1 rRNA gene is annotated in these 369 nt (G+C 59.1%); it reads left to right on the forward strand.

The features are described 5' to 3' along the window. Positions 1 to 50: 50 nt before the first annotated feature. A 23S ribosomal RNA gene (locus HW130_RS35310) occupies positions 51 to 369 on the forward strand; the annotation flags it as partial.

Consider the following 369-nt stretch of genomic DNA (forward strand, 5'->3'; position numbering starts at 1 on the left):
TGGGTGGCTGGTCGTTGCTTGAGAACTGCACAGTGGACGCGAGCATCTGTGGCCAAGTTTTTAAGGGCGCACGGTGGATGCCTTGGCACCAGGAACCGATGAAGGACGTGGGAGGCCACGATAGTCCCCGGGGAGCCGTCAACCAGGCTTTGATCCGGGGGTTTCCGAATGGGGAAACCCGGCAGTCGTCATGGGCTGTCACCCGCTGCTGAACACATAGGCAGTGTGGAGGGAACGAGGGGAAGTGAAACATCTCAGTACCCTCAGGAAGAGAAAACAACCGTGATTCCGGGAGTAGTGGCGAGCGAAACCGGATGAGGCCAAACCGTATGCGTGTGATACCCGGCAGGGGTTGCGCATACGGGGTTG

The organism is Streptomyces sp. PKU-EA00015 (genome assembly GCF_013387495.1).
GTDB lineage: Bacteria > Actinomycetota > Actinomycetes > Streptomycetales > Streptomycetaceae > Streptomyces.